26 protein-coding genes and 3 pseudogenes are annotated in these 25071 nt (G+C 59.7%); 15 read left to right on the top strand and 14 right to left on the bottom strand.

What is annotated here, in order from left to right:
- From FQ187_RS08695 to FQ187_RS08660, 8 genes are read left to right on the top strand one after another with little or no spacing between them, the layout of a single operon-like run.
- Positions 1 to 756, top strand: a complete 756-nt coding sequence (locus tag FQ187_RS08695; RefSeq protein WP_046054301.1) for a heme ABC transporter permease — start codon at positions 1 to 3, stop codon at positions 754 to 756.
- Positions 753 to 929, top strand: a complete 177-nt coding sequence (gene ccmD / locus FQ187_RS08690) for a heme exporter protein CcmD (protein WP_008145547.1) — start codon at positions 753 to 755, stop codon at positions 927 to 929. Before FQ187_RS08695 ends, ccmD begins: the two co-directional genes overlap by 4 nt.
- Positions 926 to 1381, top strand: coding sequence for a cytochrome c maturation protein CcmE (ccmE, locus tag FQ187_RS08685; protein ID WP_149629143.1), 456 nt, complete (start codon positions 926 to 928; stop codon positions 1379 to 1381). The genes ccmD and ccmE overlap by 4 nt, the downstream gene beginning before the upstream one ends.
- Before the next feature lie 3 nt (positions 1382 to 1384).
- On the top strand, positions 1385 to 3373 hold the full coding sequence (locus FQ187_RS08680; RefSeq protein WP_149629142.1) for a heme lyase CcmF/NrfE family subunit: 1989 nt from the start codon (positions 1385 to 1387) through the stop codon (positions 3371 to 3373).
- On the top strand, positions 3370 to 3906 hold the full coding sequence (locus tag FQ187_RS08675) for a DsbE family thiol:disulfide interchange protein (RefSeq protein WP_123364573.1): 537 nt from the start codon (positions 3370 to 3372) through the stop codon (positions 3904 to 3906). The genes FQ187_RS08680 and FQ187_RS08675 overlap by 4 nt, the downstream gene beginning before the upstream one ends.
- Complete coding sequence (locus tag FQ187_RS08670; protein WP_129442231.1) at positions 3903 to 4376, top strand: cytochrome c-type biogenesis protein; 474 nt, start codon at positions 3903 to 3905, stop codon at positions 4374 to 4376. Before FQ187_RS08675 ends, FQ187_RS08670 begins: the two co-directional genes overlap by 4 nt.
- A complete protein-coding gene (gene ccmI, locus FQ187_RS08665) occupies positions 4369 to 5568 on the top strand; it encodes a c-type cytochrome biogenesis protein CcmI (protein WP_149629141.1) in 1200 nt (399 codons plus the stop codon). The genes FQ187_RS08670 and ccmI overlap by 8 nt, the downstream gene beginning before the upstream one ends.
- 14 nt (positions 5569 to 5582) lie before the next feature.
- Positions 5583 to 5987: a hypothetical protein gene (locus FQ187_RS08660; RefSeq protein ID WP_149629140.1), complete on the top strand. Its 405-nt coding sequence runs from the start codon at positions 5583 to 5585 to the stop codon at positions 5985 to 5987.
- A gap of 47 nt (positions 5988 to 6034) precedes the next feature.
- On the opposite strand, the pseudogene FQ187_RS08655 reads toward FQ187_RS08660, so the two are convergent.
- Together FQ187_RS08655 and FQ187_RS08650 are read right to left on the bottom strand one after the other, a co-directional pair.
- Positions 6035 to 6530, bottom strand: a pseudogene (locus FQ187_RS08655) (LysR family transcriptional regulator).
- Between the two features lie 30 nt (positions 6531 to 6560).
- Positions 6561 to 6851, bottom strand: a pseudogene (locus FQ187_RS08650) (SDR family oxidoreductase); the annotation flags it as partial.
- 63 nt (positions 6852 to 6914) lie between these two features.
- On the opposite strand from FQ187_RS08650, the pseudogene FQ187_RS08645 reads away from it, so the two are divergent.
- From FQ187_RS08645 to FQ187_RS08635, 3 genes and pseudogenes are all read left to right on the top strand, one after another.
- A pseudogene (locus FQ187_RS08645) lies at positions 6915 to 7067 on the top strand (SDR family NAD(P)-dependent oxidoreductase); the annotation flags it as partial.
- 208 nt (positions 7068 to 7275) lie between these two features.
- A complete protein-coding gene (locus FQ187_RS08640; RefSeq protein WP_129442243.1) occupies positions 7276 to 7488 on the top strand; it encodes a type II toxin-antitoxin system HicA family toxin in 213 nt (70 codons plus the stop codon).
- Positions 7488 to 7892: a type II toxin-antitoxin system HicB family antitoxin gene (locus tag FQ187_RS08635; protein ID WP_056742059.1), complete on the top strand. Its 405-nt coding sequence runs from the start codon at positions 7488 to 7490 to the stop codon at positions 7890 to 7892. The genes FQ187_RS08640 and FQ187_RS08635 overlap by 1 nt, the downstream gene beginning before the upstream one ends.
- 93 nt (positions 7893 to 7985) lie before the next feature.
- On the opposite strand, the gene FQ187_RS08630 is transcribed toward FQ187_RS08635, so the two are convergent.
- Complete coding sequence (locus FQ187_RS08630) at positions 7986 to 9191, bottom strand: MFS transporter (RefSeq protein WP_149629139.1); 1206 nt, start codon at positions 9189 to 9191, stop codon at positions 7986 to 7988.
- A gap of 236 nt (positions 9192 to 9427) precedes the next feature.
- Here FQ187_RS08630 and FQ187_RS08625 point away from each other — a divergent pair, with 236 nt between their 5' ends.
- Positions 9428 to 10057: a hypothetical protein gene (locus FQ187_RS08625; RefSeq protein ID WP_178122690.1), complete on the top strand. Its 630-nt coding sequence runs from the start codon at positions 9428 to 9430 to the stop codon at positions 10055 to 10057.
- Between the two features lie 91 nt (positions 10058 to 10148).
- On the opposite strand, the gene FQ187_RS08620 is transcribed toward FQ187_RS08625, so the two are convergent.
- The 8 genes from FQ187_RS08620 to gcl all read right to left on the bottom strand — a co-directional run bounded on the left by FQ187_RS08620 (position 10149) and on the right by gcl (position 19585).
- Positions 10149 to 11147: a sulfate ABC transporter substrate-binding protein gene (locus FQ187_RS08620; RefSeq protein ID WP_149629138.1), complete on the bottom strand. Its 999-nt coding sequence runs from the start codon at positions 11145 to 11147 to the stop codon at positions 10149 to 10151.
- 102 nt (positions 11148 to 11249) lie between these two features.
- Positions 11250 to 12074: an ion transporter gene (locus FQ187_RS08615; protein ID WP_149629137.1), complete on the bottom strand. Its 825-nt coding sequence runs from the start codon at positions 12072 to 12074 to the stop codon at positions 11250 to 11252.
- A 21-nt stretch (positions 12075 to 12095) separates the two neighbouring features.
- Positions 12096 to 13010 (bottom strand): urea transporter, encoded by a 915-nt coding sequence (locus FQ187_RS08610; protein ID WP_149629136.1) that lies wholly within the window; start codon positions 13008 to 13010, stop codon positions 12096 to 12098.
- 166 nt (positions 13011 to 13176) lie between these two features.
- Positions 13177 to 14592 carry a pyruvate kinase gene (gene pyk, locus FQ187_RS08605; protein ID WP_149629135.1) on the bottom strand — a complete coding sequence of 472 codons (1416 nt, stop codon included), beginning with the start codon at positions 14590 to 14592 and terminating at the stop codon, positions 13177 to 13179.
- Positions 14582 to 15862, bottom strand: a complete 1281-nt coding sequence (locus tag FQ187_RS08600) for a glycerate kinase (RefSeq protein WP_149629134.1) — start codon at positions 15860 to 15862, stop codon at positions 14582 to 14584. Before FQ187_RS08600 ends, pyk begins: the two co-directional genes overlap by 11 nt.
- 154 nt (positions 15863 to 16016) lie before the next feature.
- Positions 16017 to 16907: a 2-hydroxy-3-oxopropionate reductase gene (locus FQ187_RS08590; RefSeq protein WP_149629133.1), complete on the bottom strand. Its 891-nt coding sequence runs from the start codon at positions 16905 to 16907 to the stop codon at positions 16017 to 16019.
- Positions 16908 to 16951: 44 nt separating this feature from the next.
- Complete coding sequence (hyi, locus tag FQ187_RS08585) at positions 16952 to 17734, bottom strand: hydroxypyruvate isomerase (protein ID WP_149629132.1); 783 nt, start codon at positions 17732 to 17734, stop codon at positions 16952 to 16954.
- A 75-nt stretch (positions 17735 to 17809) separates the two neighbouring features.
- A complete protein-coding gene (gcl, locus tag FQ187_RS08580; protein ID WP_149629131.1) occupies positions 17810 to 19585 on the bottom strand; it encodes a glyoxylate carboligase in 1776 nt (591 codons plus the stop codon).
- Between the two features lie 267 nt (positions 19586 to 19852).
- Here gcl and FQ187_RS08575 point away from each other — a divergent pair, with 267 nt between their 5' ends.
- Both FQ187_RS08575 and FQ187_RS08570 read left to right on the top strand, forming a co-directional pair.
- Positions 19853 to 20293 carry a heme-binding protein gene (locus FQ187_RS08575; protein WP_149629130.1) on the top strand — a complete coding sequence of 147 codons (441 nt, stop codon included), beginning with the start codon at positions 19853 to 19855 and terminating at the stop codon, positions 20291 to 20293.
- A gap of 213 nt (positions 20294 to 20506) precedes the next feature.
- Positions 20507 to 20965, top strand: coding sequence for a transposase (locus tag FQ187_RS08570; RefSeq protein WP_149629186.1), 459 nt, complete (start codon positions 20507 to 20509; stop codon positions 20963 to 20965).
- A 111-nt stretch (positions 20966 to 21076) separates the two neighbouring features.
- Here the strand turns inward: FQ187_RS08570 and FQ187_RS08565 are convergent, their stop codons facing one another.
- Complete coding sequence (locus FQ187_RS08565; protein ID WP_149629129.1) at positions 21077 to 21685, bottom strand: TetR/AcrR family transcriptional regulator; 609 nt, start codon at positions 21683 to 21685, stop codon at positions 21077 to 21079.
- A gap of 134 nt (positions 21686 to 21819) precedes the next feature.
- On the opposite strand from FQ187_RS08565, the gene FQ187_RS08560 reads away from it, so the two are divergent.
- Positions 21820 to 22734, top strand: a complete 915-nt coding sequence (locus FQ187_RS08560; protein WP_149629128.1) for a DUF808 domain-containing protein — start codon at positions 21820 to 21822, stop codon at positions 22732 to 22734.
- Positions 22735 to 22825: 91 nt separating this feature from the next.
- On the opposite strand, the gene FQ187_RS08555 is transcribed toward FQ187_RS08560, so the two are convergent.
- Positions 22826 to 23614: a VacJ family lipoprotein gene (locus FQ187_RS08555; RefSeq protein WP_149629127.1), complete on the bottom strand. Its 789-nt coding sequence runs from the start codon at positions 23612 to 23614 to the stop codon at positions 22826 to 22828.
- Positions 23607 to 24905 (bottom strand): serine/threonine protein kinase, encoded by a 1299-nt coding sequence (locus FQ187_RS08550; RefSeq protein WP_134422219.1) that lies wholly within the window; start codon positions 24903 to 24905, stop codon positions 23607 to 23609. The genes FQ187_RS08555 and FQ187_RS08550 overlap by 8 nt, the downstream gene beginning before the upstream one ends.
- Between the last annotated feature and the right edge of the window lie 166 nt (positions 24906 to 25071).

Here is a 25071-nt window from a genome sequence, read left to right as displayed (position 1 = left end):
ATGAACTGGACTTGGTTTCATAAGCTCGGCTCGCCCAAATGGTTTTACGGCATCAGCGGCAAACTGCTGCCGTGGCTGAGTGTCGCGGCGTTGCTGCTGATCAGCGTTGGCGTAGTATGGGGCCTGGCCTTCGCGCCGCCGGACTACCAGCAAGGCAACAGCTTTCGCATCATTTATATCCACGTTCCGGCCGCCATGCTGGCCCAGTCCATCTACGTGATGCTGGCGATCTGTGGCATCGTCGGGCTGGTGTGGAAGATGAAGCTGGCCGACGTCGCCCTGCAATGCGCGGCGCCCATCGGTGCCTGGATGACCGCCGTGGCGCTGGTCACCGGCGCGATCTGGGGCAAACCGACCTGGGGCTCGTGGTGGGTCTGGGATGCACGACTTACGTCCATGCTTATTCTGTTGTTTCTGTACTTCGGTCTTATTGCGCTGGGCAACGCGATCAGCAATCGTGACAGTGCCGCCAAGGCCTGCGCGGTATTGGCGATTGTCGGCGTGATCAACATCCCGATCATCAAATACTCGGTGGAGTGGTGGAACACCCTGCACCAGGGCGCAACGTTCACCCTCACTGAAAAACCGGCGATGCCCGCCGAGATGTGGCTGCCACTGCTGCTGACGGTGCTGGGTTTCTACTGTTTCTTCGGCGCGGTGTTGCTGCTGCGCATGCGTCTTGAAGTGCTCAAGCGCGAAGCCCGCGCCAGTTGGGTCAAGGCCGAAGTGCAGAACAGTCTGGAGGCCGCTCGATGAGTTTTGCTTCATTCGGCGACTTTCTCGCCATGGGCCATCATGCCCTGTATGTCTGGTCAGCCTATGGCATCTGCCTGGCGGTGCTGGCCCTCAACGTGGCGGCGCCCATCCTGGCCCGCAAGCGGTATCTGCAACAAGAGGCGCGTCGTCTGCGCCGGGAGAACGGCAAGTGAATCCGCTGCGCAAAAAGCGTCTTATCATCATTCTCGCGATCCTGGTCGGTGTCGGTGCTGCCGTCGGCCTGGCCCTGAGCGCCCTGCAGCAAAACATCAATCTGTTTTACACCCCGACCCAGATCGCCAACGGCGAAGCCCCGCAAGACACGCGCATCCGCGCTGGCGGCATGGTCGAGAAAGGTTCGCTGCAACGTTCCGGCGATTCGCTGGACGTGAAATTCATCGTCACCGACTTCAATAAATCCGTGACCATCACTTATCGCGGCATTCTTCCGGACCTGTTCCGTGAAGGGCAGGGCATCGTCGCCCTGGGAAAAATCAACGCCGACGGCGTGGTGGTGGCCGACGAAGTGCTGGCCAAGCACGATGAGAAATACATGCCGCCGGAAGTGACCAAGGCTTTGAAAGACAGTGGTCAATCTGCTCCAACGCCCGCGAAGGAGGGTTGATCGATGACGTCCGGACTCTTTATTCCTGAACTCGGCCACCTGGCCATGATCCTGGCGCTGTGTTTCGCGCTGGTTCAGGCCGTGGTGCCGTTGTTCGGTGCCTGGCGCGGTGACCGCTTGTGGATGAGCCTTGCTCAACCGGCCGCCTGGGGGCAATTCGCGTTTCTGCTGTTCTCCTTCGGTTGCCTGACTTACGCCTTCATGGCCGACGATTTCTCCGTCGCCTACGTCGCCAGCAACTCCAACAGCGCCTTACCGTGGTACTACAAGTTCAGCGCGGTGTGGGGCGCTCACGAAGGGTCGTTGCTGCTCTGGGCTCTGATCCTCGGCGGCTGGACCTTCGCGGTGTCGGTGTTCTCCCGACAATTGCCGCAAGTGATGCTGGCTCGCGTGCTGGCGGTGATGGGCATGATCAGCACGGGTTTCCTGCTGTTCCTGATCCTCACGTCTAACCCGTTCGCCCGCATCCTGCCGCAGATTCCTGCGGACGGTCGTGACCTCAATCCCTTGCTGCAAGACATCGGCCTGATCGTTCACCCGCCGATGCTGTACATGGGCTATGTCGGTTTCTCCGTGGCGTTCGCTTTCGCCATCGCTGCACTGCTGGGCGGTCGTCTTGATGCGGCGTGGGCTCGCTGGTCCCGTCCGTGGACCATCGTCGCCTGGGCCTTCCTCGGTATCGGTATCACCCTCGGTTCATGGTGGGCGTACTACGAACTCGGCTGGGGCGGCTGGTGGTTCTGGGACCCGGTGGAAAACGCCTCCTTCATGCCATGGCTGGTGGGTACGGCGCTGATTCACTCCTTGGCGGTCACGGAAAAACGTGGCGTGTTCAAGAGCTGGACCGTGTTGCTGGCCATCGCTGCCTTCTCGTTGAGCTTGCTGGGGACCTTCCTCGTACGTTCCGGCGTGCTGACCTCGGTTCACGCCTTTGCGTCCGACCCTGAACGCGGCGTGTTCATCCTGATCTTCCTGCTGTTCGTGGTCGGTGGTTCGCTGACGCTGTTTGCCCTGCGCGCTCCCGTGGTGAAAAGCCACGTCGGCTTCAACCTCTGGTCCCGGGAAACCCTGCTACTGGGTAACAACCTGGTGCTGGTGGTGGCGGCGTCGATGATTCTGCTCGGCACGTTGTATCCGCTGATTCTCGATGCAATGACCGGCGCCAAGTTGTCGGTCGGCCCGCCGTACTTCAACGCACTGTTCATTCCGTTGATGGCCTTGCTGATGATGGTGATGGCAGTCGGCATGCTGGTGCGCTGGAAAGACACTCCGGTCAAATGGCTGTTGAGCATGCTGACCCCGGTGTTGCTCGGCAGCGCCGCGCTGGCCGTGGTAGCCGGTGTTGCTTATGGCGATTTCAACTGGGCGGTGATCGCGACCTTCATGCTCGCAGCCTGGGTGTTGCTGGCCGGTGTGCGTGACATCTTCGACAAGACTCGCCACAAAGGCCTGATCAAAGGCCTGCCGACCCTGACCCGCAGTTATTGGGGCATGCAGGTCGCTCACCTCGGCATCGCCGTGTGTGCCCTCGGCGTGGTGTTGTCGAGCCAGAACAGTGCCGAGCGCGACCTGCGTCTGGCACCGGGCGAATCCATGGACCTGGCCGGTTACCACTTCGTGTTCGAAGGCGCCAAGCACGTCGAAGGTCCGAACTTTACGTCCGATAAGGGCACCGTACGGGTGATCCGCGAGGGAAAGGAAGTCAGCGTGCTGCACCCGGAAAAACGCCTCTACACCGTGCAGAACTCGGTGATGACCGAAGCCGGGATCGACGCCGGTTTCACCCGCGACCTCTACGTCGCACTCGGCGAACCGTTGGGCGATGGCGCCTGGGCCGTTCGCGTCCACGTCAAACCGTTCGTGCGCTGGATCTGGTTCGGTGGTCTGCTCACCGGTTTGGGCGGGTTGCTGGCGGCGCTGGATCGCCGTTACCGGGTCAAGGTGAAAAGCCGTGTGCGTGAAGCACTGGGCATGACGGGAGCCACGGCATGAGACGTTGGTTGATGCTGTTGCCACTGGTGATTTTTCTGGTAGTGGCTGTTTTCCTTTACCGCGGCCTGTACCTGGACCCGGCCGAGTTGCCTTCGGCGATGATCAACAAGCCATTCCCGGAGTTTTCCCTGCCGGCCGTGCAGGGTGACAAGACCCTGACCAAGGCCGACATTCTGGGTAAACCTGCGCTGGTCAACGTCTGGGGCACCTGGTGCATTTCTTGCCGGGTCGAGCACCCGGTGTTGAATAAACTGGCCGAGAAGGGCGTGGTGATCTACGGCATCAACTACAAGGACGTTAACGCTGACGCCTTGAAGTGGCTGGTGGAATTCCACAATCCGTACCAGTTGGACATCCGTGACGACGCAGGCACATTGGGTCTGAACCTGGGTGTGTACGGCGCTCCGGAAACCTTCTTCATCGACGCCAAGGGCATCATCCGCGACAAGTTCGTTGGCGTGATCGATGAGCAGGTCTGGCGTGAAAAACTGGCGGCCAAGTATCAGGCGCTGGTCGATGAGGCCAAGCCATGAAGCGCTGGATAGCCGCCGCGGTATTGGGTTTGAGCATGGCCGGCGTGGCGCACGCGGCCATCGACACCTACGAGTTCGCCAAAGAAGGTGATCGCGAGCGTTTTCGCGAGCTGACCAAAGAGCTGCGTTGCCCCAAGTGTCAGAATCAGGACATTGCCGATTCCAACGCACCGATCGCCGCCGACCTGCGCAAAGAGATTTTTCGCATGCTCGGCGAGGGCAAGGACAATCAGCAGATCATTGACTTCATGGTCGACCGCTACGGTGATTTCGTCCGCTACAAACCCGCTCTGAACGCCAAGACTGCTTTGCTCTGGTTCGGCCCGGCCGGCCTGCTGCTGGGCGGTTTTGTGATCATCGCCGTGATCGTCCGCCGTCGTCGCGTGCAACGCGCTGACACCAAGGATGAGCTCTCTGCCGAGGAGCGTGAGCGCCTCGACCACCTGTTGGATAAAACCAAGAATGATTGATTTCTGGCTCGCTGCAGGTCTGCTACTTCTGGTTGCCCTGAGTTTTCTGCTGATTCCCGTTCTGCGTGGTCGTCGCGCCCAGCTTGAAGAGGATCGTACGGCCCTGAACGTCGCGCTGTATCAGGAACGCGTGGCTGAGTTGCAGACTCAGCAGGAAGAGGGCGTTCTCGACGCCGCGCAAATGGACACCGGTCGCGCCGAAGCCGCCCGTGAATTGCTCGCCGATACCGAAGGCGCCGAGTCGCCGCGCGTGTCCCGCCTGGGCAAACCGTGGCCCTTGCTGGCGGCGATTCTGGTGCCGGTGCTGGGTCTTGGCCTGTATCTGCATTTCGGGGCGAGCGACAAGGTCGAACTGACCCGCGAATTCTCCCAGGCGCCGCAGTCGATGGAAGAGATGACCCGCCGCCTGGAGCGTGCAGTCGCGGCTCAACCTGATTCGGCTGAAGGCCTGTATTTCCTCGGTCGCACGTACATGGCTCAGGACCGCCCTGGCGAAGCGGCGAAGATCTTCGAGCGCACGGTGAACCTGGCCGGTCGTCAGCCGGAGCTGTTGGGTCAATGGGCGCAGGCCCAGTACTTCGCCGACGGCAAGAAGTGGTCGGACAAGGTTCAGGCCCTGACCGATGAAGCCCTGAAAGCCGATCCGAAAGAAGTCACCAGCCTTGGCTTGCTCGGTATCGCTGCCTTTGAAACCGAGCGTTATCAGGACGCCATCGATTACTGGAATCGCCTGCTGGCGCAACTGCCGCCGGAAGACAATTCTCGCGCCGCGCTGCAAGGCGGCATCACTCGGGCGACCGAGAAACTTGAAGCCAGCGGCGGCAAGGTTGCCCAGGCGCCTGTCACCAAAGGCGCATTGCTCAAGGTTCGCGTCGATCTCGCGGCCGACTTGAAAGCCAAGGTTCAACCGGGCGACAGCGTGTTCATCTTCGCCCGCGCGACCTCCGGGCCACCGGCACCGCTGGCGGCCAAACGCCTGACGGTGGCCGACCTGCCGGCAATCGTTGAATTGGGCGATGCCGACGCAATGATGCCGCAGTTGAAACTGTCGAACTTCCCTGAAGTCCAACTGGTTGCGCGCATCTCCCGCGCCGGCAAACCGACTGCCGGCGAATGGATCGGTCGCAGCCAGCCTCTGGCCAGCAGCACCACTGCGCAGCAAACACTGACCATCGACAGCCCGGACAAATGACAGGAAACGCCACTATGACCGCCATCGCTCGTATCACCCTGCTCAGTATGGTTTTGGGGTTAAGTGCTTGTGTGGTCCAACCGCAGCAGCCTGAACGGCTGCCACCGATCCCGCCGTCGCAGCCGCGTCCGACGCCCTCAACATCACCGTCACCGGGCAAGCCGAGCATTCCGGCCAAGCCCGCCAAACCGCTGCCACGCACCTCCGCCAGCTTCGCGCCGCCGCCGGGTGGCAACAGCCATTGGGATGCCAAGCTAGGGGTGTACGTTCTCGATGATCAGACCAATACCTTCTACCGCCAGCGCACGTACTACCGCTGGGACAACGGCTGGAGCCGGTCGATCAGCCCGAACGGGCCATGGGAAGAGACAGACATCCATGGTGTGCCGGGCGGGTTGGGACGGCAATTCGGGCAGTAAACAAAAACGGCGATCCTTGGATCGCCGTTTTGCTATCTGAGCGTTTATCAGACCTTCTTTGTCAGCAACCCCTGCACATACTCCATAAACGCCCGAGCCTTGGCGCTGGCCATTCTGTCCGTGGGAAACACCGCCCAAAGGTCCTGATTCGGCAACGTCCAATCCTTCATCACTTCCCTGACCGCGCCGTTGGCCAGTTCCGGTGCAAACATCCATTCGGGCGCCATGGTCAGCCCTTGATGGGCTAGCACGGCTGCACGCAGACCTTCGGCGGCATTGACGCGGATTCGCCCGCTAATGATGACTGACTGATCATCTGTCCCGTTGCGGAACTGCCAGTTGGCCGAAAAAGGCCAGGCCAGCTTCGGTGGGCGTCAGACCTCGGGTCGAACGCAACAGCAGCCTGACCGCAAGGCGCGCTTCCAATTGCGCGATGGCTTTCGAGACGGCGGGCTGGCCGATGTTCAGGCGCCGGGCGGCGGCGGAAAACGAACCGGTTTCCACCACGTAGACGAAGGTTTCCATTGCGCCGAGGCGGTCCATCGAGGGCCCTTGTTTTGATCAATGTTCAGCTCAGAACGCCGCTTTGCCTATCGAGGACCCACCGTCGACAAACAAGGTTTGCCCGGTGAGAAACCCGCTCTGCTCGGACAACAAGAACGCAATCGCCGCAGCGATCTCTTGCGGCTGCCCCAACCGACCCATCGGCACGTCGGCCAGATAACGCGCTTCACCCTCACTGCCTGGCGGGTTGTTGGCGCGAAACAGTTCGGTTTCGGTCGGTCCCGGGGCCACGGCGTTTATCGTCACGCCGGTTTGCGCCAGTTCCAGTGCCCAGGATCGAGTGAAGCTGATCAACGCCGCGATTCGCGGCTGAACCGATCAAATGACGCCTGACCCGCGGCATGTACTTTCAAGGAGTGTGCAATGACCCGCCGTACCTTTCTCATCACCGGCGCCAGCAAAGGCATTGGCCGAGCGGTCGCCGAGCACCTGGATCGCGCGGGTCATCGGGTGGTCGGAATCGCCCGATCGCCCGACCTGAGCTTTCCCTGCATTCTGTTTCCGCTGGATCACAGCATCGCGTCAGGCTCAGGACGCTGAGTGTAATCCGGGTTGACCTCCGCGTAACGGATCAGGCTGAGCGAAAGTATTCATTCCTGGGAAGAATGCCACGGCCCGCAATCACACTCTGTAAAACAACCGAACGTCGCGATCCGGATTTTTGTGCTTGAGTAAAGATAACTCTAGAGTTACGTTTGTTTGGGCCTGAGCAAGGAGGCTAATGGTGCAGAGCAGGCTATTGATCAAGGAGTTGGAGGAGGCCGGCTGGATACTGGATCGGATTGCCGGCAGTCATCACCTCTTCAAACACCGATACAACCCGTACACGATACCCGTCCCTCATCCGAAAAAAGATTTACCGATCGGGACAGTCAAAAGCATCAGGAGGCGAGCCGGGTTGTATTGCCCGGGAGCCAGTTATGCAGGAGATCCATAATGCAATATCCAATCTGTATCGAGTGGGGCGACGAGAACACCGCCATAGGTATTCAGATCCCCGATATTCCAGGCGCCGTAACGGCCGGGGATACGTTTGAAGACGCCTACAACGCGGCGGTCGAGATTGCCCACATCATGCTTCAGGAGATTGCGGCTGACGGGGAGTCAATTCCCATGCCTACATCTGCTGCCGCCCACCGTGGCAATCCGGACTTTGCCGACATGGGCTGGGGAATGCTGGAGCTGGACATCGCGCCGTACATGGGCAAAACCGAGAAGGTCAATGTGACGCTGCCCGGCTATGTGATCCAGCGTATCGATCGTTATGTGCGTGAGCACAATGTCAAAAGCCGCTCTTCATTTCTGGCAGATGCGGCGATGGAGAAGTTGGTTCGGCACTGAGTGGTGTCAGTCACACAGCAATTGCAGGCAACCTCGCTCCCGTAGGAGCGAGTGGTGCGGCGCTCAAGACTTACCCGCGATGCTTTTAAAGCTTCACGCCGTCGCCAACGGACGCTTCTCTGAAACACTCAAAAACCGTAATAACGCCAACAGCGGAAACGCGCTACCCACCATCACGATCCACAACCAGCCACCGTGCTCATACACCGCACTGGCCACCGAAGAACCAAATGCGCCGCCGATGAAGATGCTGGTCATGTACAGCGCATTCAGGCGACTGCGGCTTTTGGCGTCGAGGGCGTAGACCGCGCGTTGGCCGAGGACCATGTTCATCTGCACGCAGAAGTCGAGCACCACGCCGGTGACCGCGAGGCCGATGACGCTGTAGGCCGGGTGGATGAAGGCGGGCAGGAAGCTCAGGCTGGCGAACAGCAGGGCCAGCAGTGAAGCGATGCGGGTGTGGCCGGCATCGGCCAGTCGACCGGCAATGGGGGCGGCGATGGCGCCGATGGCCCCGACCAGGGCGAAGATCGCGATCTGCGTTTGCGACAAGCCATGATGGCGCGCCAGTTCCAGCGGCACGGCGGTCCAGAACAGGCTGAACGTGGCAAACATGCACCCCTGGTAAAACGCGCGCTGACGCAACACCGGTTGTTGACGCAACAGGGTCCACAGAGACCCCAGCAACTGACCATAAGAAGCGCTGTGATCAGGCTGACGCTTGGGAATCGTCAGCGCCAGCACGATGCTGATCGCCGCCATCAACACCGCAGCAATCACAAACATCGCGCGCCAGCCGAAGTGGTCAGCCACCACGCTGGACACCGGTCGCGCCAACAGAATCCCCAGTAGCAAACCGCCCATGATCCCACCGACCACACGCCCGCGAGACTCCTCCGGCGCCAGATGCGCGGCCAGTGGAATCAGGATCTGCACCGACACCGAACTGAAACCCACCAGCAACGAGATCAGCAAAAACACGTTTGGCTGATCGGTAAACGCGGCGCCCAACAGACTGGCAATCGCCACCACGGTCGTGATGATCATCAAGCGGCGGTTTTCCAGCAGATCACCCAGCGGCACCAGGAAGAACAGACCCAACGCGTAACCGATCTGGGTCAGCGAAACGATCAGGCTGGCCATGGTGCTGGTCAGGCCGATATCCGGCGCGATCAGGCCGATGATCGGTTGGGCGTAGTAAATGTTGGCAACGATGGCGCCGCAGCAGAAGGCAAACAGCAGCACCATGCCTTTGGTCATTGTCGCGGCGCCGTGGGGCACCTGGGTTGCTGGGTTCATATCGGGTCTCGCTGAACAAAAGGGAATGCGCGCAGGCTATTGGGCTGACCGGAACGGCGGAAGAGGGGTTGGAGTGATAGCAATCATTCCTTTGCGGAATGAGTGACGGACGTGTGTGATGTCCGTCGATGAACCTTGCGTCAAAACAGTGAGGTCCGATGATACATTCACTTACATCCTGTTCGATAGCGTGCTTATGTTCTCTCTTCACGTTTCATAAAACGGAAGGCACTTTCATGAATGCGATGTTTCGTCACCTGATTCGCGGCGCTTCAGTTGTTACCTTGATCGGCTTGTTCACGGCAGGTCTTGTCCAGGCTGCTGACGCGCCGGGCATGCGCATCGGGGTTCGCGGCGAGATCACCGGGGTGAGCCCCGACGTGCTGAAAGTCCACGTCAACAGTGGTGAAAACGTGGTGATCAACCTGACCAAGGACACCAAAGTCCGCGCCGTCACCTTGGCCAATATCGAAGACATCAAACCCGGCAGTTACATCGGGTCGGCGGCCGTGCCGCAGGAAGACGGTTCGCTTAAGGCGCTGGAGGTCCATGTCTTTCCACCGGAACTGGCCGGCAGCGGCGACGGTCATCGGCCGTTTGATTTGGCGAAGGGCAGTAGCATGACCAATGGCAGCGTGGGCGATCTGGTGGTCAGCAACGGCCGGGTTTTGACCGTCAACTACAAGGGCGGTCAGCAGAAGATTCTGGTGCCGGAGGATGTGCCGATCGTGAACCTGGTGCCGGGTGATCGCAGCTTGCTGAAGGTGGGGGTGAAGATCGTGACGTTCGTCACTCAAAGTGCTGACGGGACGCTGACGGCGCAATCCATTTCGGCCGGCAAGGACGGCGTGACGCCACCAATGTGATGGTGGGTGATAGCCCCCTGTGGGAGCGATCAATCTGACGGCCACAAAAAAGGCGACCGTCACAGGTCGCCTTTTTCATTGGGCTCAGGAATTACTGACCGCTGTAGATCTGATCAAAGATCCCGCCATCATTGAAGTGAGTCTTCTGCACAGTTCGCCAGTCACCAAAGGTCTTCTCCACCGACAGGAAATCCACTTTCGGGAAACGATCGGTGTACTTGGCCAGCACCGCCGGATCACGCGGACGCAGGTAGTTCGCCGCAGCAATCTCCTGGCCTTCCGGCGACCACAGGTACTTCAAATATTCCTCAGCAGCAGCGCGGGTGCCTTTCTTGTCGACTGTTTTGTCGACCACCGACACTGGCGGCTCCGCTTCGGCGGAAACACTTGGGTAGATCACTTCAAACTGGTCACGACCAAACTCACGGGCAATCATTTCCGCTTCGTTTTCGAAGGTCACCAGCACATCACCAATCTGGTTGGTCATGAAGGTTGTAGTGGCTGCGCGGCCACCGGTATCGAGGACCGGCGCTTGTTTGAACAGCTTGCCGACGAAGTCTTTGGCTTTGCTTTCGTCGCCACCGTTTTTCAGCACATAACCCCAGGCTGAGAGGTAGGTGTAGCGGCCGTTCCCCGACGTTTTCGGGTTTGGCACGATCACCTGCACGCCGTCCTTAAGCAGGTCGGGCCAGTCTTTCAGGGCTTTCGGGTTGCCTTTGCGGACGATGAACACGGTGGCCGAGGTGAACGGCGCGCTGTTGTTCGGCAGGCGGGTGACCCAGTTGTCCGGGACCAGTTTGCCGTTGTCCGCCAGGGCGTTGATGTCGGTAGCCATGTTCATGGTGATGACGTCAGCCGGCAGGCCATCGATCACCGAACGCGCCTGTTTGCTGGAGCCACCGAAGGACATCTGCAGGGTGATGTTTTCGTTGTGCTCGGCTTGCCAGTGTTTCTGGAAGGCAGTGTTGTAGTCCTTGTAGAAATCGCGCATCACGTCGTAGGAAACGTTAAGCAGGGTCGGTGCGGCCTGAGCCACGCTGGACAGAGCCAGACCAGCGGCCAGGAGTGAGGCGCCAAAGAGTTTTTTCACTGCGCAGTCCTTGTTCATAAAGTTTTTATTTAAAAGTGAGGCAATTTGCCATCGACTATAACGGGGCTCGCATAGTCCTTTAAAGATTAAAAAGAACTTTTCTTATTCCAGTTTCTTAAACAACGCATTCCCGCATCGGGAGCAGAACGCTGCCCCATGTTCGTGGCTGTCTTTCCTGCACTCCGGGCAGTCGTGTTGCAGTTGCTCCCCCCGCATCGCGTTGGCCAGTTCGGCGGTGAAAATCCCGGTCGGCACGGCGATGATCGAGTAACCGGTGATCATCACCAGCGACGAAATCACCTGACCCAGCGGCGTTTTCGGCACGATGTCGCCGAAGCCCACGGTGGTCAGCGTGACGATAGCCCAATAGATGCCTTTGGGAATGCTGGTGAAGCCGTGCTCCGGGCCTTCGATCACGTACATCAGCGTACCGAACACCGTCACCAAGGTGCAGACGCTGACCAGAAACACCACGATCTTCTGCTTGCTGCCGCGCAATGCGGACATCAGATAGTTGGCTTGTTTGAGGTATGGGCTGAGCTTGAGCACGCGGAAAATCCGCAGCATCCGAATGATCCGGATGATCAGCAGGTACTGCGCATCGGCGTAGTACAACGCAAGAACGCCGGGCACGATCGCCAGCAAATCCACCAGCCCATAAAAGCTGAACGCATAGCGCAACGGCTTGGGCGAGCAGTACAGCCGCAGGCCGTATTCGATGGCGAAGATGACGGTGAAGCCCCACTCGATGTACGCCAGCACGTTGGCGTAGTTCTGGTGAACCGCATCGATGCTGTCGAGCATCACGATCACAATGCTGGCGAGGATGATCAACAGCAGGGTGCCGTCGAAGCGCTGACCGGCCTTGGTGTCGCTCTGGAAAACCATGACGTAAAGCTCTTCACGCCAGTTTTTGTTGCTGTCCATGGAAAACGCCTGAACCGAGAATCAGCGCAGCCTAGGGTGATTCTCCCCGGTAGCGCAAGGCGCACTGTCGACAGCGGCCTGGCGCAGCACCCGAATGCCGGCACGGATCAGCCAGCAGGCAAGGATAAAAGGCGCAGTCAGCGTGGCCAGCCCGAGCGCGGCAAAACCCGGTGTGAGTAGGATCGCCAATGCAATGCCGAGCAGCGGCAGCCAGGGTTGGCGACGTGGCTGACTGAAGGCGAGCGCCGCGAGCACCGCGTTGTAGCCGCTCAAACCCAGCAGCGCGTTTGACGTTTCGTGATGCAGCAACGCGAAGCCGAGGCCGGCAGCGGAGCCCAGCAGCGCCCACAGAAAAGCGCGGCGGTCGGCGAGCAGCAAACCTGCGGCGATCAAGGCTCCGGCCAGCGGATGGCCGAGGAACATCACCTGACCGAGTCCTTTCAGAGCGGCGGCGAGCAGGTTGAGCGTATTCATCTCGATCACAGGCAAGGGTGGTTGAGGCGTGGTAAACGAAAGCAGGATCCAGCTCAACCCGACAAAGGGCGCGGTGTAGGCGGGCAGGCAATGATGACCGCGGGCGCGCTTGAGCCATTGCTCGGTCAGCATCGCGCTCAGGCCGCCCGCGGCAATGATCAGCGGCGGCAACATCGCTGACCAGGGGAAGTAGAGGCTCAGCAACAAGCCGAGCAAGACACCGTTGTAACTGAAGAGCCCGGCCTGTCGATCGGCCTTGGCATATCCGCGTCGTTGCGCGGTGAGCAGCCCGGCGACACCGCCCAGCAGTGCACCGCCGAGCAGGGCGGGCGCGGTGAAAAGAATCGCCAGCAGGCACAGCAGACCGCACAGCGGGTTGCGCTGGAGGAAGATCTGGCTGAATCCGTTGAGCAGGGCAGTCGCCCAGTCGGGGCAGTGGGTGTTGAAGTGGTTGGCAGGCATTTTCAAGTCTGTGGTGTTTCAGTTAAACCGTGTCGCCTGCTTCGCGAGCAAGTCGAATCGTCGCACCGTCGCTCCCACACTGAATCTCTGTTCAGTATTAGATTTGTGATCAACACACATAACCAATGTGGGAGCGGGCTTGCTCGCGAAGGGGCCGGTGTAGACGCTAAATCAACGTCTCGATACGCAGTGAGTTAGTCGACCCAGGCTGCCCAAACGGCACACCCGCCGTGATCAACAACGTGTCGCCACGCTTGGCCATTCCCTGCGCCTGGGCAATCTCCAGCGCCGTCGAACACACCTCATCCACCTGACGCAGTCGATCATTGACCACCGAGTGCACACCCCACGCCACCGTCAACCGGCGCGCAGTCTGCAGGTTCGGCGTCAGGTTGAGGATCGGCACCGTCGGCCGTTCCCGCGCCGCACGCAAACTCGACGTGCCGGACTCGCTGTAATTCACCAGTACCGCCACCGGCAGCACATTGCTGATACGGCGAATCGCGCAGCTGATGGCATCGGAAACAGTCGCCTCAGCCTTAGGCCGGCTGACGTCGAGTTGCGCCTGATAGTCCGGACCATTTTCCACCTGGCGGATGATTTTGCTCATCATCTGCACGGCTTCCAGCGGGTACTCGCCGGACGCGGTTTCCGCCGACAGCATCACCGCATCCGCACCTTCGGCCACGGCGTTGGCAACATCGGTCACCTCGGCACGGGTCGGGGCCGGTGAGAATCGCATCGACTCCAGCATCTGCGTCGCCACTACCACCGGTTTGCCGAGCTGACGGCAGATGGTGATGATGTTTTTCTGAATCTGCGGCACGCTTTCGGCCGGCACTTCGACGCCCAGATCACCGCGAGCGACCATGATCGCGTCGCTCAATTCGGCGATCTCGCGCAGTTGCGTCACGGCCGAAGGCTTCTCGATCTTGGCCATCAAAAACGCTTTGTCGCCGATCAGCTCGCGTGCCTCGCGAATGTCTTCCGGACGCTGCACAAACGACAGCGCGACCCAGTCCACACCCAGCTCCAGACCGAAGCTCAAATCGCGACGGTCCTTGGCGGTCAGCGGGCTCAGTTCCAGCACCGCTTGCGGTACGTTCACGCCTTTGCGATCCGAGAGTTCGCCGCCATTGAGCACGGTGGTGTCGATGGCGTCGGAGTACTTTGTCACCACGCGAAGACGCAGCTTGCCGTCGTCCAGCAGCAGGTCCATGCCAGGCTCCAGCGCCGCGATGATTTCCGGGTGAGGCAAGTTGACCCGGCGCTCATCCCCCGGCGTCGGGTCAAGATCCAGACGCAGCGCCTGACCGCGATGCAATTGCACCTTGCCCTCGGCGAACTTGCCGACCCGCAGTTTCGGGCCTTGCAGGTCCATCAGAATGCCCAGCGGATAATTCAGCTGGCGCTCGACTTCACGAATCCACTGATAACGCTGAGCGTGGTCGGCGTGATCGCCGTGGCTGAAGTTCAGGCGAAAGATGTTGACCCCGGCCTGCACCAGCTCACGGATGTCGTCGATCCCGTTAGTGGCAGGACCGAGGGTGGCGAGGATTTTAACCTTCTTGTCAGGCGTCATTTTTTGGGCTCTCGAGAATCAGGATGGCGCGGAAGTCGTTGACGTTGGTGCGGGTCGGCTCGGTGATGATCAGGGCGTCCAGCGCCTCGAAATAGCCGTAGCCATTGTTGTTGTCCAACTCGTCGCTGGCGCTCAGGCCGAGGGCGGCGCCGCGGGCGTAGCTGTCCGGGGTCATGATCGCGCCGGCGTTGTCTTCCGAGCCGTCGATGCCATCGGTGTCACCGGCCAGTGCGTAGACGCCGGGCAGGCCTTTGAGGCTGTCGGTCAGGCTTAGGAGGAACTCGGCGTTGCGTCCGCCACGGCCATTGCCGCGCACGGTGACGGTGGTTTCACCGCCCGAGAGGATCACGCAGGGCGCCGCCAATGGCTGACCGTGCAACACGACCTGACGAGCGATACCGGCGTGAACCTTGGCCACTTCGCGGGATTCGCCTTCGAGGTCACCGAGGATCAGCGGACTGAAACCGGCCTGACGGCACTTCACCGCTGCGGCTTCAAGCGACTGCTGCGGGCGGGCGATCAACTGGAAGTGACTGCGCGCCAGGCTCGGATCGCCGGGTTTGACCGTCTCTGACTCAGGGCTCTGCAGCCAGTTGCGCACCGAGGCCGGGATTTCAATGGCGTAACGCTTGAGGATCGCCAGGGCTTCAGCGGAGGTGCTTGGGTCGGCCACGGTGGGACCGGAGGCGATGACCGTGGCGAGGTCGCCCGGTACATCGGAAATCGCATAGGTATAAACAGTGGCAGGCCAGCAGGCTTTGCCAAGGCGGCCGCCCTTGATCGCCGAGAGGTGCTTGCGTACGCAATTCATCTCGCCAATGGTGGCGCCGGATTTGAGCAGGGCTTTGTTGATCGACTGCTTGTCGGCCAGGGTGATGCCGGCCGCCGGCAAAGCGAGCAGGGCAGAGCCACCGCCCGAGAGCAGGAAGATCACACGGTCGTCTTCAGTCAGGTTGCTGACCAGTTCCAACACGCGTTTGGCGACTGCCAGACCGGCAGCGTCAGGCACCGGATGAGCGGCTTCGACCACTTCGATTTTTTCACACGGGGCACCGTGACCGTAACGCGTCACCACCAGACCCGAGATGTCACCCTGCCAGCAACGTTCGACCACTTGAGCCATGGCCGCGGCGGCTTTGCCGGCGCCGATGACGATCACCCGACCGCTGCGGTCTTTGGGCAAATGGGCTTCGAGGACTTGCTGCGGATGGGCCGCGTCGATGGCTGTGGCAAACAGCTCGCGCAGGAATTGTTGCGGATTGACCGACATGGCGGGCTCCCGGGAATTTCTTGTTATTGGAGAACGACTCGGTTCCCTGTGGGAGCGGGCTTGCTCGCGAAGGCGGTATGTCAGTCAACATCTCTGTTGAATATGAAATCGCCTTCGCGAGCAAGCCCGCTCCCACAGGGTTTTGGTGCAGGGCTTACTTATCGCGAATCGAGAAATTCGCCATGTGTTCCAGGCCCTTGATCAGCGCCGAGTGGTCCCAGTTGCTGCCACCGATGGCCGCGCAGGTGCTGAACACTTGCTGGGTGTTGGCGGTGTTCGGCAAATTGATGCCCAACTCGCGTGCGCCGGCCAGGGCCAGGTTCAGGTCCTTCTGGTGCAGGCTGATGCGGAAGCCTGGGTCGAAAGTGCCTTTGATCATGCGCTCGCCGTGCACTTCGAGGATCTTCGAGGATGCGAAACCGCCCATCAACGCTTCCCGGACCTTGGCTGGATCGGCACCGTTTTTCGAAGCAAACAGCAGGGCTTCGGCCACGGCCTGGATGTTCAGCGCCACGATGATCTGGTTCGCCACTTTGGCGGTTTGACCGTCGCCGTTGCCGCCCACCAACGTGATGTTCTTGCCCATTGCCTGGAACAGCGGCAGAGCGCGTTCGAAGGCATCGGCATCGCCGCCGACCATGATGCTCAGGGTCGCGGCCTTGGCGCCGACTTCACCGCCGGACACTGGCGCGTCGAGGTACTGAGCGCCTTTTTCGTTGATTTTGGCAGCGAAGGCTTTGGTGGCGGTTGGCGAGATCGAGCTCATGTCGATCACGACTTTGCCTTTGCCAACACCGGCCGCAACACCGTCGGCGCGGAACAGCACGTCATCGACCTGCGGGGTATCCGGCACCATGACGATGATGAATTCGGCTTCTTGTGCGACTTCTTTCGGGTTCGCCAGGGCGACGGCGCCACCGGCAATCAGGTCGGCAGGCGCGGGGTCGTGGTGCGCCGACAGGAACAGGCTGTGACCGGCTTTCTGCAGGTTCAACGCCATTGGGTGGCCCATGATGCCGGTGCCGATAAATCCGATTTTAGCCATGAAAAATTCCTCTTGTTTTTATTGCTGCCCCCAAGGGGAGCGCTTCAGATCGCGTTATGGGTTTTGAGCCAGCCCAGGCCTGCTTCAGTGGTGGTCAGCGGCTTGTATTCACAGCCAACCCAACCCTGATAACCGATGCGGTCCAGGTGTTCGAACAGGAAGCGGTAGTTGATCTCACCGGTACCCGGTTCGTTGCGCCCAGGGTTGTCCGCCAATTGCACGTGGTTGATCTCGCCCAGGTGCGCGGCCATGGTGCGGGCGAGGTCGCCCTCCATGATTTGCATGTGATAGATGTCGTATTGCAGGAACAGGTTGGCGCTGCCGACCTGTTCGCGAATCGACAGGGCTTGCGCCGTGTTGTTCAGGTAGAAACCCGGGATGTCGCGGGTGTTGATCGCTTCCATCACCAGTTTGATGCCTGCCGCTTGCAGCTTGTCGGCGGCGTACTTGAGGTTGGCGACGAAGGTTTTTTCCACGGTGGCATCGTCGACGCCTTGTGGACGAATACCGGCCAGGCAGTTGACCTGGATGTTGCCCAACACTTTTGCGTAGGCAATCGCCAGGTCGACCCCAGCGCGGAACTCTTCAACCCGGTCCGGCAGGCACGCGATACCGCGCTCGCCCTTGGTCCAGTCACCGGCCGGCAGGTTGAACAGCACTTGGGTCAAGCCATTGGCATCGAGCTTGGCTTTGATCTCGGCAGAGCTGAAGTCGTAAGGGAACAGGTATTCGACACCACTGAAGCCGGCCTTGGCGGCAGCTTCAAAGCGGGCAAGAAAATCCTGCTCGGTGAACAGCATGGACAGGTTGGCTGCGAAACGCGGCATGGTGGTCTCCTGTAAAAATAGGTGCCTGTAGCAGCTGCCTCGTGCCGCGGCAGCTGCTACAGGTATCAAGTCATCTTAATCAAGCAACGAAATCGCGGTTGGCGCGTCGTTACCGACCAGCGCCAGGTCTTCGAATTCGTTGACGGCGTTGATCTCGGTGCCCATGGAAATGTTGGTCACGCGCTCCAGAATAATCTCGACGATCACCGGCACCTTGAACTCCTCCATCAGCTCCTGAGCTTTGCGCAGGGCAGGCTGGATCTGGCCCGGTTCGAACACACGCAGCGCCTTGCAGCCCAGGCCTTCGGCGACCGCGACATGGTCGACACCGTAACCGTTGAGTTCCGGAGCATTGAGGTTGTCGAAGGACAGCTGCACGCAATAGTCCATGTCGAAACCGCGCTGAGACTGACGGATCAGCCCCAGGTACGAGTTGTTCACCACCACGTGGATGTAAGGCAGCTTGAACTGCGCGCCCACCGCCAACTCTTCGATCATGAACTGGAAGTCATAGTCACCCGACAGCGCCACGACCTTGCGGGTCGGATCAGCCTTGACCACGCCGAGCGCTGCCGGAATGGTCCAGCCCAGAGGACCTGCCTGACCGCAGTTGATCCAGTGACGCGGTTTGTAGACGTGCAGGAACTGCGCGCCGGCAATCTGCGACAGACCGATGGTGCTGACGTAGCACGTGTCTTTGCCAAACACCTGGTTCATCTCTTCGTAAACCCGCTGCGGCTTGACCGGCACGTTGTCGAAGTGAGTCTTGCGCTGCAGGCTGGATTTGCGCTGCTGGCAGTCTTGCAACCAGGCGCTGCGATTTTTCAGCTTGCCGGCGGCTTGCCATTCGCGAGCGACTTCAATGAACACGGTCAGCGCGGCAGCGGCGTCGGAAACGATGCCCAGGTCCGGGGTGAACACGCGGCCGATCTGGGTCGGTTCGATGTCGACGTGAATGAATTTACGGCCTTCGGTGTAAACGTCGATCGAACCGGTGTGACGGTTAGCCCAGCGGTTACCGACACCGAGCACCAGGTCGGATTTGAGCATCGTGGCGTTGCCGTAGCGGTGCGAGGTTTGCAGACCGACCATGCCGACCATCAACGGGTGATCGTCCGGAATGGTGCCCCAGCCCATCAGGGTCGGGACCACCGGGATACCAGTCAGCTCGGCGAATTCCACCAGCAACTCGCTGGCGTCGGCATTGATGATGCCGCCACCGGCCACCAGCAACGGACGCTCGGCCTGATCGAGCATGGCCAGGGCCTTCTCGATTTGCACGCGGTTAGCGGTTGGCTTGGCCAGTGGCAGTGGTTCATAGGCGTCGATGTCGAATTCGATTTCAGCCATCTGCACGTCGAACGGCAGATCGATCAGCACCGGGCCTGGACGGCCGGAGCGCATTTCGTAGAAGGCTTTCTGGAACGCGTAAGGCACCTGGCCCGGTTCCATGACGGTGGTTGCCCACTTGGTCACTGGCTTGACGATCGAGGTGATGTCGACGGCCTGGAAATCTTCCTTGTGCATACGGGCGCGGGGGGCCTGGCCGGTAATGCAAAGAATCGGTATCGAGTCGGCCGAGGCGCTGTAGAGGCCGGTGACCATGTCGGTACCGGCCGGGCCGGAAGTGCCGATGCACACGCCGATGTTGCCTGCCTTGGTGCGGGTGTAGCCCTCGGCCATGTGCGAGGCGCCTTCAACGTGGCGAGCGAGGACGTGATCGATGCCACCGACCTTCTGCAAGGCGGAGTACAGCGGGTTGATCGCGGCGCCCGGGATGCCAAAAGCGGTATCAACCCCTTCACGGCGCATCACCAGAACGGCGGCTTCGATTGCTCTCATTTTGCTCATGGTTTTGGTGCCTCTTACGTTTTGTAATTGTATACAAGTGGCTTTGCGCAGAGTGTATTCACGGCGGACGGCGCAGGTCAATCCATTTTCTCAAGCGGCCGTTTCATTCGTCGGAAGCCCAATCTACTGTGGCTTTTCGTCGCATGTGGCGTTTTTCGAAAATTATTGTATACAAAAAAATAACTCATTGTGTTCTATTTGTTGCATCGGACTTCTGAACAAAACGCAGTCCAGCAGCTTTTCCTATAACAAAATGAGGACGGCACCATGAGCGCTTTAACCTTGAAAGTCGCAGTCAACCTGGCCAATCAGGCTATCTCCGCAGGGCGTGCAATCTCGGCGGCTCCATTGACCATCGCAGTACTGGATGCGGGTGGACACTTGGTCACCCTGCAGCGTGAAGACGGCGCCAGCCTGCTGCGCCCGCAGATCGCCATCGGCAAAGCCTGGGGCGCCATCGCCCTGGGCAAAGGCTCACGCCTGCTGGCGCTGGACGCACAACAACGACCGGCGTTTATCGCCGCTTTGAATAGCCTGGGGCAGGGCAGCGTCGTGCCGGCACCGGGCGGTGTATTGATTCGGGATCAGGAAGGGAATGTGCTGGGGGCTGTTGGTATCAGCGGTGATCTTTCTGATGTTGATGAGCAATGTGCGATCAATGCGATCGAGGCGTTGGGGCTGCGGGCGGATGCGGGGGTGACTGCTTGATTTTGTAGTGACTGATCTACCGTTTTCGCGAGCAGGCTCCCACACTGGTTCGTCGGTGGACACAAATTGTGTGAACACTGTAGATCAACTGTGGGAGCGGGCTTGCTCGCGTGAAGGCGGCCTCCCAGACACATCCAGCTAAAAGTCTGTCGCACCCTCAAGCATTCGTAGGTCTAGCCTTCTCATGAGTTCATCATGAGAGAAGGCAAAGGAATGCCTGAACTGTCAGCTTCACATCGCCTGCGAATCGGCCGCTATGCCGAGCAAAACCGGATCTATCTCTTGACTGCCAATACCCTGAAGCGGGAGCCGGTTTTCAGGGATTTCACCTTGGGAAGAGTGGTCGTACACCAATTCAAGCAAGCACAGGACCAAGGGTTTGCCGACTCTTTGGCCTTTGTCGTCATGCCTGATCATTTTCATTGGCTTGTACAGTTGCAAAAAGGGTCGCTGGGCCAGTTGATGTGCCAGGCAAAATCGTTAAGTACTCGAACAATCAATGCCGCCACTGGCAGAACAGGCAGCCTGTGGCAGCAGAGTTTTCATGATCATGCGGTGCGACGAGAGGAGGATTTGGTGAAGCTTGCTCGATATGTTGTAGCCAACCCATTGCGGGCGGGGCTGGTTGAGAAGCTTGGCGACTATCCGTTGTGGGATGCGATATGGGTTTGACGAGATACCGAGTTGCCTTCTTCGCGAGCAAGCCCGCTCCCACAGGGGATCTTCGGTGTGGTGGAGATCGAGTGTGGGAGCGGGCTTGCTCGCGAATGGCCGCACCACAGTTTAACGGTCAGGCTCACACCCCTTCAGCACCAACCGGATAATCGTCTGCGCCGCCGCTTCATAGTCGGCCTCATCCAGCTTGGCCTTTCCGGTCACCGCGGAAATTTGCCAGTCGAAGTCGGCATAGGTCTGGGTCGCGGCCCAGATGCTGAACATCAGGTGGTTGGGGTCGATCGGGGCAATCTGGTCACGGTCGATCCAGGTCTGGATGCAGTCGATGTTGTGCTTGGCCTGGCCGTTGAGCCGTTCAACCAGATCGGCGCTCAGGTGCGGGGCGCCGTGCATGATTTCGCTGGCAAAAACCTTGGAGGCGAAGGGCAGGTCGCGGGAGATACGGATTTTCGAGCGGATGTAGCCGCTCAGCACTTCACTGGGCACGCCGTCGGCGTTGAACGGTGTCGAGGCCTGCAGAATCGGTTCGATGATGCTTTCCAGGACCTCGCGGTAGAGGTTTTCCTTGGATTTGAAGTAGTAGTAGACGTTGGGCTTGGGCAATCCCGCCTTGGCTGCGATGTCACTGGTTTTGGTCGCAGCGAAGCCCTTGTCGGCAAATTCTTCACTGGCGGCACGCAGGATCAGTTGTTTGTTGCGCTCGCGGATAGTGCTCATAAACCAGGTGGTTCCTTGCCTGTTCTGGCGGTTGCGCATGGTAGCACCGGCCTCGCGCGGCGCTCAAGAATGCCCCGCCGCACGTTGGGCCGCGCTATGCTGCGCGGCATTCATTCAAGAAGGAAACCTGATTCATGGCAGGAAGCAGTTTACTGTTGCTGATCGACGACATCGCCGCGGTACTCGACGATGTAGCGTTGATGACCAAAATGGCCGCCAAGAAGACTGCTGGCGTGCTCGGCGACGATCTGGCGCTCAATGCCCAACAGGTTTCCGGTGTGCGTGCCGAGCGGGAAATCCCAGTGGTGTGGGCGGTGGCCAAGGGTTCGTTTCTCAACAAGCTGATCCTGGTGCCGTCGGCCTTGGCCATCAGTGCGTTCATCCCGTGGCTGGTCACGCCATTGTTGATGGTCGGTGGCGCTTACCTGTGTTTCGAAGGTTTCGAGAAACTGGCGCACAAATTCCTGCACAGCAAGGCTGAAGACCAGGCCGAACATGCAGAACTGGTCGAGGCCGTGGCTGATCCGGCGGTCGATCTGGTGGCCTTCGAGCAGGACAAGATCAAAGGCGCCATCCGCACCGACTTCATTCTCTCTGCAGAAATCATCGCAATCACCCTGGGCACCGTGGCGGATGCTTCGCTGACCCAACAAGTCATCGTGCTTTCGGGTATTGCCATCGTCATGACCATCGGCGTGTATGGCCTGGTGGCCGGCATTGTTAAACTCGACGACCTCGGCTTGTGGCTGACCCAGAAACCTGGACAGATGGCCAAGCGCATCGGCGACGCCATTCTGCGGGCCGCGCCGTACATGATGAAAAGCCTGTCGGTGATCGGCACGGCGGCGATGTTCCTGGTGGGTGGCGGAATACTCACCCACGGCATCCCGGTGGTTCATCACTGGATTGAGAGTGTCAGCGCGGGTGCGGGTGGTGCCGGGTTTATCGTGCCAACGTTGCTGAATGCGGTGGCGGGGATTGTGGCGGGTGCCATTGTGTTGGCGGGTGTCATGGTCGTCAGCAAGCTCTGGAAAGCGTTGAAGGGCTGAAGCCTGACACTCTCCAAATGTGGGGTTTGAAAAATCCCAATAAAAAGGCCATTCGATTCGCATCGAATGGCCTTTTTTGTCGCCGATGGATTTACTCGGCGATCTGCAACTTGCGCGATTCGGTGTACACGTAGCGCACTTTCTCGTACTCGAATGGTGAGTTCAGCTGACCATAGCGGAAGCTGTTCTGGTAGCGCTTGTCGATACCACGCAGGACCCAGATTTCCGGATGGTTTTCGCTGACTTGAGCGACGTTCAGGAAGTTGATCGCGTTCTCGGCGGTGAAGTCCACTGCAAGTCCACCGGTGTCGCGGATGTTGGAAGGTCCGAGGATCGGCAACACGAAGTAGGCGCCGCCCGGTACACCGTAGAAGCCCAGCGTCTGGCCGAAATCTTCGCTCTGGCGCGGCAGGCCCATGGCGGTGGCCGGGTCCCACAGGCCGGCGATGCCGATGGTGGTGTTGAGCAGCAGGCGTGCGGTGGTTTCCATCGAGCGCTGACCCTTGAACTGCAGCAGGCTGTTCAACAGGTTCGGCACGTCACCGAGGTTGTTGAAGAAGTTGCTGACGCCGGTACGCAGGAAATTCGGCGTGATGTAGCGATAGCCATTGACCACTGGCAGGAACACCCATTGGTCGAAGCGGTAGTTGAAGTGGTAGACGCGGCGGTTCCACTCTTCCAGCGGGTCGTAGACGGCCAGCGCGCTAAGCGTCGAGCGTTCGAACTCGCGCTGATCCAGCCCAGGGTTGAATTTGAGTTTGCTCAGCGGCTCCTTGAAGCCGTCATTGTCAATCACAACCGGTGCGTTGGCTTTGCTGTTGTCGGCATTGGCGACGCCTGCACAGAGTAACGCTGCGATAAGCAGGAGGTATTTAGCCACGGAAGAACTCCAGCATGGCGTCGCTGTTGACGCGGTAATTAAGGTTGCCGCAATGGCCGCCCAGTGGATAAACGGTCAAACGATCGCCAAAGGTCTTGCGCAGGAAACCAAGGTCGCCAGGGCCGAGGATCACGTCGTCGGCGTTGTGCATGACGGCGATTTTCGGGCTGTCGTGCAGATAATCCTTGAGGGCATACAAACTGACCTGGTCGATCAGTTGCAGCAGGCTGCCGCCGTCGGTGCGGGCGCGCCACATCGGGATGAGCTGCTCGGTGATGTAACAGTCGAAGTCGCACTGCAGCGCACGCTTGAGGTACGGCGTGAGGCTGGTGCCTTCGGTAATCGGGTACTTCGGCGGGGTGATGAGGCCGCGGCGGTTGATCAGGTCCGAGGTGAAGGCAATGTCGGCGGCCGAGAAGCGGAATGAGGTGCCGATCAGCATGGCCATCTGTTCGTTGCTCAGGTGCTGCTTGGACTGCTGGAAGTCGTAGAGCAGGGCGTCGTTGAGGTCGATGTAGCCCTTCTGCTGGAAGTAGCGGGTCAGTTTGTTCAGTACCAGTTCGTAGAACGTTGTGCTGTTGTTGATGCCCTTGACTTCCGTTTGTACAAGCTTGTCCAGGTTGGTAATCGAGGTATAGAGGTTGACCGGCGGGTTGAGCAGCAAGACTTTCTTGAAGTTGAAGCTGCGGCGGGTTTCGTCCAGGTGCGCGACAAATGCCGCGTCCAGGGCACCCAGGCTGTAGCCGGTCAGGTAGTAATCGGTGACGGGGACTTTCGGGTTTTGTGCCCGCACGGCCTGCATTACCCGGTACATGTCTTCGGCATCGTCCTCGGTGATACCCGGGGTGGCGAAGCGTGAGGCGGCGCTCATGAAGTCGAAGCTGGTAGGCGACGACAGTTGCACCACGTGATAGCCGGCCTTGTAGTACAGCTTTTTCAGGTATTCGTTAAGGCTGCTGTCGTAGCGCGCGCCGGTGCCGGAGATCAGGAAAATCAGCGGTGCGGCTTTATCCTGGGTGGCGATGCGATAGGTGAGTTTCTTCACCGGCCAGAAGTTGTCCGGCAGATCGAATTCACGCTCCGGGCGCAAGGTAACGCTGCGTGTCTGCTGATCGATGTCGTCGTCCAGCGGCAACTCCGGGCGCAGGTTCGGCGGTGTCGTGGCAATGGTCGCCTCGAACGGGTTGGTCAAGGGATAGCCATAACTGGCGGCGTCGATGTCCACCGCCAGTGCGGACGCACTCAAAATAAGGCCGCCAAACAGGGCGGCGAAGCGCAAGGAACGGAGCATGACTAGATCCCTTAGAGAAAGGTGCCGAATGAAGTTCGCAGGCTATGACCACGGGGTTTGCGCCAAAGTGCCATGGATCGGCACCAATCAGGCCTAATTTCGGAGTAATGGTAGCTGGACGATACACTCTGCAGCGATTTCGTGACCAATTATCTCTTGCACGCGT

Source organism: Pseudomonas sp. ANT_J28 (assembly GCF_008370005.1).
GTDB classification, from domain to species: Bacteria; Pseudomonadota; Gammaproteobacteria; order Pseudomonadales; family Pseudomonadaceae; genus Aquipseudomonas; species Aquipseudomonas frigoris.
This window is presented reverse-complemented; position numbering and strand designations above follow the sequence as displayed.

Bases quoted from the DNA above. Each gene is read 5' to 3' on its own strand.
- FQ187_RS08590 (WP_149629133.1), bottom strand. From the start codon at position 16,907: ATGGCTAAAATCGGATTTATCGGCACCGGCATCATGGGCCACCCAATG.
- FQ187_RS08570 (WP_149629186.1), top strand. From the start codon at position 20,507: ATGCCTGAACTGTCAGCTTCACATCGCCTGCGAATCGGCCGCTATGCC.
- FQ187_RS08695 (WP_046054301.1), top strand. From the start codon at position 1: ATGAACTGGACTTGGTTTCATAAGCTCGGCTCGCCCAAATGGTTTTAC.
- FQ187_RS08565 (WP_149629129.1), bottom strand. From the start codon at position 21,685: ATGAGCACTATCCGCGAGCGCAACAAACAACTGATCCTGCGTGCCGCC.
- FQ187_RS08670 (WP_129442231.1), top strand. From the start codon at position 3,903: ATGAAGCGCTGGATAGCCGCCGCGGTATTGGGTTTGAGCATGGCCGGC.
- FQ187_RS08600 (WP_149629134.1), bottom strand. From the start codon at position 15,862: ATGTCGGTCAATCCGCAACAATTCCTGCGCGAGCTGTTTGCCACAGCC.
- FQ187_RS08610 (WP_149629136.1), bottom strand. From the start codon at position 13,010: ATGCCTGCCAACCACTTCAACACCCACTGCCCCGACTGGGCGACTGCC.
- FQ187_RS08660 (WP_149629140.1), top strand. From the start codon at position 5,583: ATGACCGCCATCGCTCGTATCACCCTGCTCAGTATGGTTTTGGGGTTA.
- FQ187_RS08625 (WP_178122690.1), top strand. From the start codon at position 9,428: ATGAATGCGATGTTTCGTCACCTGATTCGCGGCGCTTCAGTTGTTACC.
- ccmI (WP_149629141.1), top strand. From the start codon at position 4,369: ATGATTGATTTCTGGCTCGCTGCAGGTCTGCTACTTCTGGTTGCCCTG.
- FQ187_RS08635 (WP_056742059.1), top strand. From the start codon at position 7,488: ATGCAATATCCAATCTGTATCGAGTGGGGCGACGAGAACACCGCCATA.
- gcl (WP_149629131.1), bottom strand. From the start codon at position 19,585: ATGAGCAAAATGAGAGCAATCGAAGCCGCCGTTCTGGTGATGCGCCGT.
- hyi (WP_149629132.1), bottom strand. From the start codon at position 17,734: ATGCCGCGTTTCGCAGCCAACCTGTCCATGCTGTTCACCGAGCAGGAT.
- FQ187_RS08615 (WP_149629137.1), bottom strand. From the start codon at position 12,074: ATGGACAGCAACAAAAACTGGCGTGAAGAGCTTTACGTCATGGTTTTC.
- FQ187_RS08630 (WP_149629139.1), bottom strand. From the start codon at position 9,191: ATGAACCCAGCAACCCAGGTGCCCCACGGCGCCGCGACAATGACCAAA.
- FQ187_RS08560 (WP_149629128.1), top strand. From the start codon at position 21,820: ATGGCAGGAAGCAGTTTACTGTTGCTGATCGACGACATCGCCGCGGTA.
- FQ187_RS08675 (WP_123364573.1), top strand. From the start codon at position 3,370: ATGAGACGTTGGTTGATGCTGTTGCCACTGGTGATTTTTCTGGTAGTG.
- FQ187_RS08575 (WP_149629130.1), top strand. From the start codon at position 19,853: ATGAGCGCTTTAACCTTGAAAGTCGCAGTCAACCTGGCCAATCAGGCT.
- ccmD (WP_008145547.1), top strand. From the start codon at position 753: ATGAGTTTTGCTTCATTCGGCGACTTTCTCGCCATGGGCCATCATGCC.
- FQ187_RS08680 (WP_149629142.1), top strand. From the start codon at position 1,385: ATGACGTCCGGACTCTTTATTCCTGAACTCGGCCACCTGGCCATGATC.
- pyk (WP_149629135.1), bottom strand. From the start codon at position 14,592: ATGACGCCTGACAAGAAGGTTAAAATCCTCGCCACCCTCGGTCCTGCC.
- FQ187_RS08550 (WP_134422219.1), bottom strand. From the start codon at position 24,905: ATGCTCCGTTCCTTGCGCTTCGCCGCCCTGTTTGGCGGCCTTATTTTG.